This is a genomic window from Kitasatospora sp. NPDC036934, assembly GCF_055608425.1.
This window is the reverse complement of sequence record NZ_JBVJQR010000005.1, coordinates 338948-348139: the sequence shown is the minus strand read 5'-3', so window position 1 is coordinate 348139 and position 9192 is coordinate 338948. Positions and strand designations below refer to the sequence as shown.

6 protein-coding genes and 1 rRNA gene are annotated in these 9192 nt (G+C 71.7%); 4 read left to right on the top strand and 3 right to left on the bottom strand.

All coding sequences use genetic code 11. From position 1 onward, the window contains the following. Window positions 1-82 (top strand): 5S ribosomal RNA (gene rrf / locus ACZ7BZ_RS10625); the annotation flags it as partial. Window positions 83-161: 79 nt separating this feature from the next. Here the strand turns inward: rrf and ACZ7BZ_RS10620 are convergent. Beyond that, window positions 162-623, bottom strand: coding sequence for a GNAT family N-acetyltransferase (locus tag ACZ7BZ_RS10620; RefSeq protein ID WP_470358024.1), 462 nt, complete (start codon window positions 621-623; stop codon window positions 162-164). 90 nt (window positions 624-713) lie between these two features. Further along, the gene (locus ACZ7BZ_RS10615) at window positions 714-1505 is read right to left on the bottom strand and encodes a VOC family protein (RefSeq protein WP_470358023.1); all 792 of its coding nucleotides are present in this window, start codon (window positions 1503-1505) and stop codon (window positions 714-716) included. Window positions 1506-1689: 184 nt separating this feature from the next. Between ACZ7BZ_RS10615 and recD2 the strand changes: the two genes are divergently transcribed. From recD2 to ACZ7BZ_RS10600, 3 genes are all read left to right on the top strand, one after another. Then, complete coding sequence (gene recD2 / locus ACZ7BZ_RS10610) at window positions 1690-3933, top strand: SF1B family DNA helicase RecD2 (RefSeq protein WP_470358022.1); 2244 nt, start codon at window positions 1690-1692, stop codon at window positions 3931-3933. 225 nt (window positions 3934-4158) lie between these two features. Beyond that, a complete protein-coding gene (locus ACZ7BZ_RS10605) occupies window positions 4159-5448 on the top strand; it encodes a citrate synthase (protein ID WP_380463474.1) in 1290 nt (429 codons plus the stop codon). Window positions 5449-6004: 556 nt separating this feature from the next. Beyond that, complete coding sequence (locus tag ACZ7BZ_RS10600) at window positions 6005-6724, top strand: SDR family NAD(P)-dependent oxidoreductase (protein ID WP_380463472.1); 720 nt, start codon at window positions 6005-6007, stop codon at window positions 6722-6724. 120 nt (window positions 6725-6844) lie between these two features. Here ACZ7BZ_RS10600 and ACZ7BZ_RS10595 read toward each other — a convergent pair whose 3' ends face one another. Then, on the bottom strand, window positions 6845-9139 hold the full coding sequence (locus ACZ7BZ_RS10595) for a heavy metal translocating P-type ATPase (protein ID WP_470358021.1): 2295 nt from the start codon (window positions 9137-9139) through the stop codon (window positions 6845-6847). Between the last annotated feature and the right edge of the window lie 53 nt (window positions 9140-9192).

The following is a 9192-nucleotide window of genomic DNA, read 5'->3' as shown; positions in this document are numbered from 1 at the left end:
ACATTCCGAACCCGGAAGCTAAGCCTCACAGCGCCGATGGTACTGCAGGGGGACCCTGTGGGAGAGTAGGACGCCGCCGAACAATTCTTCAGAAAAGGCCCACCCGGGTTTCCGGGTGGGCCTTTTCGCGTTTCCGGCGGAAACGGGATCCGGGGCGCCGGTCAGAGCGCCAGCTTGAATCCGAGGTGTGAGGCCACGAAGCCGAGCCGCTCGTAGAAGCGGTGCGCGTCCGTGCGGGTCGCGTCCGAGGTGAGCTGGACGAGGTCGGCGTCGAGTTCGCGGGCGCGGTCGACGGCCCACTGGATCAGTTCGGTGCCGAGCCCGCTGCCGCGTTCGTCGGCGTGGACGCGGACGCCTTCGATGATCGCGCGGGTCGAGCCGGTCCGGGAGAGCCCCGGGACGAGGGTGAGCTGCAGGGTGCCCACGGTGCGGCCGGTGCGTTCGGCGACGACCAGGTGCTGGTGGGGGTCGGCGTCGATGCGGGTGAAGGCGGTGCGGTACGGGGTGAGGTCGTCGGGGGATTCGCGGGTGGCGCCGAGCGGGTCGTCGGCGAGCATGGCGACGATGGCCGGGAGGTCGGCCTCGATGGCCCGTCGGATCGTCAGAACAGCCGTTTCAGTCATGGTCAGAGGATAAGGAAGCCCCTCGGTGGCCCCAGGCGCCTTGTCTACGCCCGTAGCGCCCTTCCAGGGCCCCTCTGGGCCGATGTGCGGTCAGTCCCCGGCCGGGGTGCTGGTGATGACGGCGAAGACGGCTCCGTGCGGATCCTGGAGCTGGGCGAGACGGCCGACGCCGTGCACGTCCGTCGCCGGGATCCGGGCCTTCGCGCCGAGCCGGTCCGCGATGGCGAGGCTCGCGTCGACGTTGGGGACCTCGAAGTAGGGGAGCCAGTGCGAGCTGGTGCCGCGCGCGGTGTGCTCCGGGCCGAGCTGCATGATGCCGCCGTGGGCGTCGTCGGTGCCGCCACCGGCCGGGGTGAGCACCGTGTAGAGGGCCTCGCCGAGCGGGACGTCCTGTTCCTGCCAGCCGAAGACCGTGCGGTAGAAGCTCTTGGCCCGTTCCGCGTCGATGCTGTAGCACTCCGTCCAGCAGAGGCTGACCTCCTCGTTGACGAGGTCCAGGCCGCGGGTGTCGTGCGGTTGCCAGACGGCGAAGGCGGCGCCGGTGGGGTCGGTGTAGCCGGCCATCCGGCCCGAGGTGAAGACGTCGAAGGGGCCGAACCGCACCCGGCCGCCGCCCTGCTGGACGAGGTCGGTGGTGCGGTCGGCGTCGTCGGTGGCGAAGTACACCGTCCAGCCGGGCGGGCTGCCGTCCTCGGCGAGCGGCCCGAGCGCGGCGACGGTCCGGCCGCCGAGCTGGAAGAAGCCGTAGCCGCCGGCTTCGGGGCCGGCCGGGTCGAAGCTCCAGCCGAACAGGGCGGTGTAGAAGTCGACGGAGGCCCGGGTGTCGGGGCTGCTCAGGTCGAGCCAGTCCGGCGAACCGGGGCGGAAGTCGGTGTTGAGCATGGCGGCTCTGCTCCTAGGACGGTCCCGTACGGGCGCCGGCGCGGTCGGCGCCCCCTGGGCCTTCCAGCCTGGCACCTCGGTGGGGGTGGTGCACGGCGGGTCCGCGGGCGGTCGGGCTTGTCCCCGCCGGGCGGTACGGTGCGTAACGGAATGGTCCACCCGTACCGGTCGAAGGGGGGCTCCGGTGGGCAAGGCGGCGCAGTCGGGGCAGCACGCACAGCAGGTGGTCCGCCAGCTCGCGCAGGTCGAGGGCGTGCTGGAACGGATCACCTACGCCAACGAGGAGACCGGCTACACGGTGGCCCGGGTGGACACCGGCCGCGGTGCGAACGACCTGCTGACGGTGGTGGGCGCGCTGCTGGGGGCGCAGGTCGGGGAGTCGCTGCGGCTGCACGGGCGGTGGGGTTCGCACCCGCAGTACGGGCGGCAGTTCACCGTGGAGAACTACACGACGGTGCTGCCCGCGACGGTCCAGGGCATCCAGCGGTACCTGGGGTCGGGGCTGATCAAGGGGATCGGGCCGCGGTTCGCGGAGCGGATCGTGGAGCGCTTCGGGGTGGACACCCTGGAGGTGATCGAGAACGAGCCGGGTCGGCTGATCGAGGTGCCGGGGCTGGGGCCGAAGCGGACCAGGAAGATCGCCGCGGCCTGGGAGGAGCAGAAGGCCATCAAGGAGGTGATGGTCTTCCTGCAGGGGGTCGGGGTGTCGACCTCGCTGGCGGTGCGGATCTACAAGCAGTACGGCGACGCCTCGATCGGGGTGGTGCGGAACGAGCCGTACAAGCTGGCGGCGGACGTCTGGGGCATCGGCTTCCTGACGGCGGACCGGATCGCCCAGGCGGTGGGCATCCCGCACGACAGTCCGGAGCGGGTGAAGGCCGGGCTGCAGTACGCGCTGTCGCAGAGCAGCGACCAGGGCCACTGCTACCTGCCGGAGGAGCGGCTGATCGCGGACGGCGTGAAGCTGCTGCAGGTGGACGTCGGGCTGGTGATCGACTGCCTCGCGGAGCTGGTCGCGGCCGAGGGGGTGGTGCGGGAGACGGTGCCGGGGGAGGCGGGAGAGCCGATCACCGCGGTGTACCTGGTGCCTTTCCACCGGGCGGAGATCTCGTTGGCCAACCAGCTGCTGCGGCTGCTGCGTTCGGACACCGACCGGCTGCCGTGGTCGGCCGGGGTGGACTGGCCGGTGGCGCTGGAGTGGCTGGCGAAGCGGACCGGGGCGGAGCTGGCGCCGGAGCAGGAGCAGTCGGTGCGGCTGGCGCTGACCGAGAAGGTCGCGGTGCTGACGGGGGGTCCGGGCTGCGGCAAGTCGTTCACGGTGAAGTCGATCGTCATGATGGCGCTGGCCAAGCGGGCGAAGGTGGTGCTGGCGGCGCCGACCGGGCGGGCGGCGAAGCGGCTGGCGGAGCTGACCGGGGCGGAGGCCTCGACGGTGCACCGGCTGCTGGAGCTGAAGCCGGGCGGTGACGCCGCGTACGACCGGGACCGGCCGTTGGACGCCGACCTGGTGGTGGTGGACGAGGCCTCGATGCTGGACCTGATCCTGGCGAACAAGCTGGTCAAGGCGGTGCCGCCGGGTGCCCACCTGCTGTTCGTGGGGGACGTGGACCAGCTGCCCTCGGTCGGCGCCGGCGAGGTGCTGCGGGACCTGCTGGCGGAGGGCGGGCCGATCCCGTCGGTGCGGCTGACCAGGATCTTCCGGCAGGCGCAGCAGTCGGGCGTGGTGACCAACGCGCACCGGATCAACGAGGGGAAGCCGCCGCTGACGGAGGGTCTGACCGACTTCTTCCTGTTCGTGGAGGAGGACGCCGAGCTGGCGGCCGGTCTGACGGTGGACGTGGTGGCGCGTCGGATCCCGCAGAAGTTCGGGTTCGACCCGCGCCGGGACGTGCAGGTGCTGGCCCCGATGCACCGCGGCCCGGCCGGGGCGGGGAACCTGAACACGCTGCTGCAGGCCGCGGTGACCCCGGCCCGGGAGGGGTTGGCGGAGCGGCGCTTCGGCGGGCGGACGTTCCGGGTGGGGGACAAGGTCACCCAGATCCGCAACAACTACGACAAGGGGCGGAACGGGGTCTTCAACGGCACAGTGGGAGTGGTGACCGCCCTCAGCGTGGACGACCAGCGGCTGACGGTGCTGACCGACGAGGACGAGGAGGTGTCGTACGACTTCGACGAACTGGACGAGCTCGCCCACGCGTACGCGGTGACGATCCACCGCTCGCAGGGCAGTGAGTACCCGGTGGTGGTGATTCCGGTCACTATGTCCGCTTGGATGATGCTCCAGCGAAATCTGCTCTACACCGCTGTGACCAGGGCGAGGAAACTCGTGGTGCTGGTCGGGTCACGGAAGGCGATCGCACAGGCCGTGAGGGCCGTCAGTGCAGGTCGGCGGCATGCCGCGCTCGATCATCGACTTGCGTCTGGATGATTATCCAACAGGATGGTTGCCTCTAATGTTCTCTTGACGTGAAGAGATTTACGGCAGAGCCTAGGGTGGTGCCGATCTTGTCCGGTTCGTACCGGCAGCGGCAACAGGTTTTGTAGGGGCGGGCCCTTCCGGGCCACCCCGGGTGCGCGACTGTGCTCCGGATGGGGGATGGTGGAGACAGTCAGGGCACCTTGGAAGAGGATTCATTTCGTCGGTGAGGAAGACGTGAGCGACAACTCGGTAGTACTGCGGTACCAGGACGGCGAGTACGAGTACCCCGTCGTCGAGAGCACTGCGGGCAACTCCGGCTTCGACATCTCGAAGCTGCTCCCGCAGACCGGCCTGGTCACCCTGGACAACGGCTTCGGTAACACCGCCGCGTACAAGTCCGCGATCACCTTCGTGGACGGCGACAACGGCATCCTGCGGTACCGCGGCTACCCGATCGAGCAGCTCGCAGCACAGGGCGGCTTCATCGAGACCGCGTACCTCCTGATCAACGGCGAGCTGCCCAACGCGGACCAGCTGGCGGAGTTCAACCGCGAGATCACCCAGCACACCCTGCTGCACGAGGACGTCAAGCGCTTCTTCCAGGGCTTCCCGCGGGACGCCCACCCGATGGCCATGATGTCCTCGGTGGTCGGCGCGCTCTCCACCTTCTACCCGGAGAGCCACAACCCGTTCGACGCGGCCCAGCGCCACCTGTCGACCGTGCGCCTGCTGGCCAAGCTGCCGACCATCGCCGCGTACGCGCACAAGAAGGCGATGGGCCAGCCCTTCGTCTACCCGCGCAACGACCTGAGCTACGTCGAGAACCTGCTGCGGATGACCTTCGCCGTCCCCGCCGAGGACTACGAGCTCAACCCGGTCATCGTCAACGCGCTGGACAAGCTGCTGATCCTGCACGCGGACCACGAGCAGAACTGCTCGACCTCCACCGTGCGCCTGGTCGGCTCCAGCCACGCCAATCTGTTCGCCTCGATCTCGGCGGGCATCTCGGCGCTGTGGGGCCCGCTGCACGGCGGCGCCAACCAGGCCGTCCTGGAGATGCTGGAGAGCATCCAGAAGGACGGCGGCGACGTCGACTCGTTCATCACGAAGGTGAAGAACAAGGAAGCCGGCGTCAAGCTGATGGGCTTCGGCCACCGCGTGTACAAGGCCTTCGACCCGCGCGCCGCGCAGGTCAAGCTGCTCGCGCACGAGGTCCTCGGCCAGCTCGGCAAGAGCGACGAGCTGCTGGAGATCGCGCTCAAGCTGGAGGAGCACGCCCTCAAGGACGACTTCTTCATCTCGCGCAAGCTGTACCCGAACGTGGACTTCTACACCGGCCTGATCTACCGCGCCATGGGCTTCCCGACCAGCATGTTCACCGTGCTGTTCGCCCTCGGCCGGCTGCCGGGCTGGATCGCCCACTGGCACGAGATGATCAACGACCCGACCAGCCGCATCGGCCGCCCGCGCCAGATCTACACGGGCACCGCGATCCGCGACTACGTCGAGCTCGAGCAGCGCTGACCGGGCGCCGCTGACGGCACACCGACCGAGAGGGGCCCGGCCGCTGCTTGAGCGGCCGGGCCCCTTCGCGTCCCCGCGCGCGGACCCCGGAAGGGCCCGCGCGCGGGGATGGAACCGTACGACGCACGACTCCGGGGTCGGCTGCAGCCGGGGACGGCCGCTCAAAGCGTCCCTGACCCGCCACACCCCGGCGCCGTGCGCGAAGGCCGTCGAGAGTTCGACGACCGTTCCCGGGGCCCGCCGGAGCCCCGTCGGCGGCAGCCGCTGGAAGCGCGGGGACACGTTGCCGTTGATCGCGCCCCACCCATCGGAAAAACTGCCGCACTACCAACCTAAGACGTATCAGGGTGCGAGAAGTTACGCCCGGGGGGTGTGAGCTGCCTCTCGCCACGCTCCGTAGGCACTCCGTACCGTGCTCATATCACACCCTCCCCCGGGCGCGACGTCACCCTCCCCGCAGTCACGGCAACCGAGCGTGATAGGAATCGTGGCATTCCGGTACGGACCGTCGCGCCCCCTCGTCGCGCGACGGCGGAACTGGGGAGGGAGTGCGCAGATGGCCAGGAACGTCGTCGTCACCGGCGGTGGCACGGGAATCGGGTACGAAGTCGCGCGGCGGTTCGCCGAGGCGGGCGAGCACGTGGTGATCGTCGGGCGCCGCCGCGAGGTCCTGGAGAAGGCCGCAGTCGACCTCGGGCCGAACGTCACCCCGCTGGTGTGCGACCTCGCCGACCCGGACGCGGTCGAGGCCGCGCTGCACGAACTGCCCGAGCGCATCGACGTGCTGGTGAACAACGCCGGCAGCCGGGAGACGGTGATCGGCGGCGGACCGCACGCCCTGCTGGCCCGCTGGCGCGGCGACTTCGAGCGCAACGTGCTGACCGTGGTGCTGCTCACCGAGTCGATCCGGGACCGGCTCACCCCCGGCTCCGGCCGGGTCGTCACCATCAGCTCCATCGCCGCCCTGCGCGGGGCCGGCTCGTACGGTGCGGCGAAGGCCTCGCTGCACGCCTGGAACCACTTCCTGGCCGCCCAGTTGGGCACCTCGGGGATCACCGCCAACATCGTCGCGCCGGGCACGGTGGCCGGCACCGAGTTCTTCGGGCCTCGACTGGACGAGGCCGAGGTGGCCCGTCGGGCGGCGCGCACGCTGCTCGGCCGGATCGGCGAGACCGGCGAGGTCGCGGCGGCGGTGCACTTCCTCGCCTCGCCCGAGGCCGGGTTCATCACCGGCGAGATCCTGCACTGCAACGGCGGGGAACTGCTGGGGCGTTGAGGCGTCACGACGCGGGCCCCGGACCGTTGGACGGTCCGGGGCCCGCGGGTGTTCGGGGTGTCCGGCCGTTTGCGGGGTCCGGGGCGCCCGGGGCGCCCGGGGCGGACCCGGGGGCTCGGCTCAGGTGGGCTCCGGCGGGCTCAGGTGGGCTCCGGGCCGGAAACGGCGCAGTCGGAGGCTGTTGCTGACCACGAAGACCGAGGAGAAGGCCATCGCGGCCCCGGCGATCATCGGGTTGAGCAGTCCGGCGGCGGCCAGCGGGATCGCCGCCACGTTGTAGCCGAAGGCCCAGCAGAGATTGCCCCGGATGGTGCCGAGGGTCCTGCGGGAGAGCCGGATGGCGTCGGCCGCGGTGCGCAGGTCGCCGCGGACCAGGGTGAGGTCGCCGGCCTCGATGGCGGCGTCGGTGCCGGTGCCCATGGCCAGGCCGAGGTCGGCCTGGGCGAGCGCGGCCGCGTCGTTGACGCCGTCGCCGACCATTGCCACGACCTTGCCCTCGGCCTGCAGCCGCCGGACCGTCGCCACCTTGTCCTCGGGCAGCACCTCGGCGATCACGTGCTGCGGCTCGATGCCGATCTCGGCCGCGACCGCCTCGGCGACCAGCGTGTTGTCACCGGTGAGCAGCACCGGGGTCAGGCCCAGGGTGCGCAGCTCGGCGATGGCCTCGGCGCTGGTCGGCTTGACCGCGTCCGCCACCTCCAGCACGGCCCTGGCCTCGCCGTCCCAGCCGACCGCGATCGCGGTGCGGCCGGCCGACTCCGCCTCGCGCTTGGCCCGGGCCAGCGCGGGCGGCAGGTGCTGGGCGCGGTCGGCCAGCAGGGCCTCCTGGCCGGCCACCACCGCATGGCCGTCCACCACGCCCTCCACGCCCCGGCCGGGGAGGCTCCGGAAGCCCTGGACCGGCGGCAGCCCGCCGGGGCGGTCGGCGGCGGCCTGGGCGATCGCCCGGGCGATCGGGTGTTCGGAGGCGTGCTCCAGGGCGCCGGCCAGGCGCAGGGCCTCGGCGTCGGTCACGCCCTCGGCGGTGTGCACGGCGACCAGGGCCATCCGGCCGGTGGTGACGGTGCCGGTCTTGTCCAGGACGACGGTGTCCACCCGGCGGGTGGTCTCCAGCGCCTCGGGGCCCTTGATCAGGATGCCGAGCTGGGCGCCGCGACCGGTGCCGACCATCAGCGCGGTCGGGGTGGCCAGGCCAAGCGCGCACGGGCAGGCGATGATCAGCACGGCCACGGCGGCGGTGAACGCCTCGGTGGGGCTGCTGGTGACCAGCAGCCAGCCGACCAGGGTGGCGAGGGCGACCAGCAGGACGACGGGGACGAAGACCGCGGAGATCCGGTCGGCCAGGCGCTGGGCGGCGGCCTTGCCGTTCTGGGCGTCCTCGACCAGCCGGGCCATCCGGGCCAGCCGGGTGTCCGCGCCGACCCGGGTGGCCTCGACCACCAGTCGGCCGCCCGCGTTGACGGTGGCGCCGGTGACGGCGTCCCCGACGGCGACCTCGACCGGGACGGACTCGCCGGTGAGCATCGAGGCGTCCACCGCGGAGCTGCCCTCGACCACCACGCCGTCGGTCGCGACCTTCTCGCCGGGGCGCACCACGAAGTGGGTGCCGACGGTCAGCAGGTCCACCGGCAGCCGGACCTCCCGACCGTCCCGGAGGACTGCGACGTCCTTGGCGCCGAGGTCCAGCAGGGCGTGCAGGGCGGCGCCGGCCCGGCGCCGGGAGCGGGCTTCCAGGTGGCGGCCGAGCAGGATCAGCACGGTGACGGCGGCGGCGGTCTCCAGGTAGAGCGCGCCGGCCGGGTCGGTGGCGCCGATGGTGAAGGAGAAGTCGTGGTGCATCCCGGGCCGGCCGGCGTGCCCCCCGAACAGGGCCCAGCAGGACCAGCCGAAGGCGGCCAGGGTGCCGAGCGAGACCAGGGTGTCCATGCTCGCGGCGCCGTGCTTGAGGTTGGTCCAGGCGGCGCGGTGGAAGGGCAGTCCGCCGTACCCGACGACCGGGCCGGTGAGGGCGAAGGCCAGCCACTGCCAGTTGGTGAACTGCAGGGCCGGGACCATCGACAGCAGTACCACCGGGACGCTGAGCGCGGTGCCGATCAGCAGGCGTTCGCGCAGCGGGTCGGCGGGCTCCGGTTCCCCGCGCTCCGGCTCTCCCGGGGCGGGGGCGACGGGGGCCGGGGGTAGGGGGAGTTCGGCGGTGTAGCCGGTCCGCTCGATGGTGGTGATGAGGTCCTCGACCGTGACGCCGGCGCCGTAGTCGACCCGGGCCTTCTCGGTGGCGAAGTTGACCGTGGCCTCGACGCCGTCCATCCGGTTGAGCTTCTTCTCGATCCGGGCGGCGCAGGCGGCGCAGGTCATCCCGCCGATCGACAGCTCGACCCGGTCCCGTGCCTCGACGCCGGGGGCGGAGGTGGTCATGCGGAGGGCTCCTTGCTGGGGGCGTACGGCGGGGCCGGTGCCGGCCCCGCCGT

Bases quoted from the DNA above. Each gene is read 5' to 3' on its own strand.
- ACZ7BZ_RS10620 (WP_470358024.1), bottom strand. From the start codon at position 623: ATGACTGAAACGGCTGTTCTGACGATCCGACGGGCCATCGAGGCCGAC.
- ACZ7BZ_RS10615 (WP_470358023.1), bottom strand. From the start codon at position 1,505: ATGCTCAACACCGACTTCCGCCCCGGTTCGCCGGACTGGCTCGACCTG.
- ACZ7BZ_RS10600 (WP_380463472.1), top strand. From the start codon at position 6,005: ATGGCCAGGAACGTCGTCGTCACCGGCGGTGGCACGGGAATCGGGTAC.
- ACZ7BZ_RS10595 (WP_470358021.1), bottom strand. From the start codon at position 9,139: ATGACCACCTCCGCCCCCGGCGTCGAGGCACGGGACCGGGTCGAGCTG.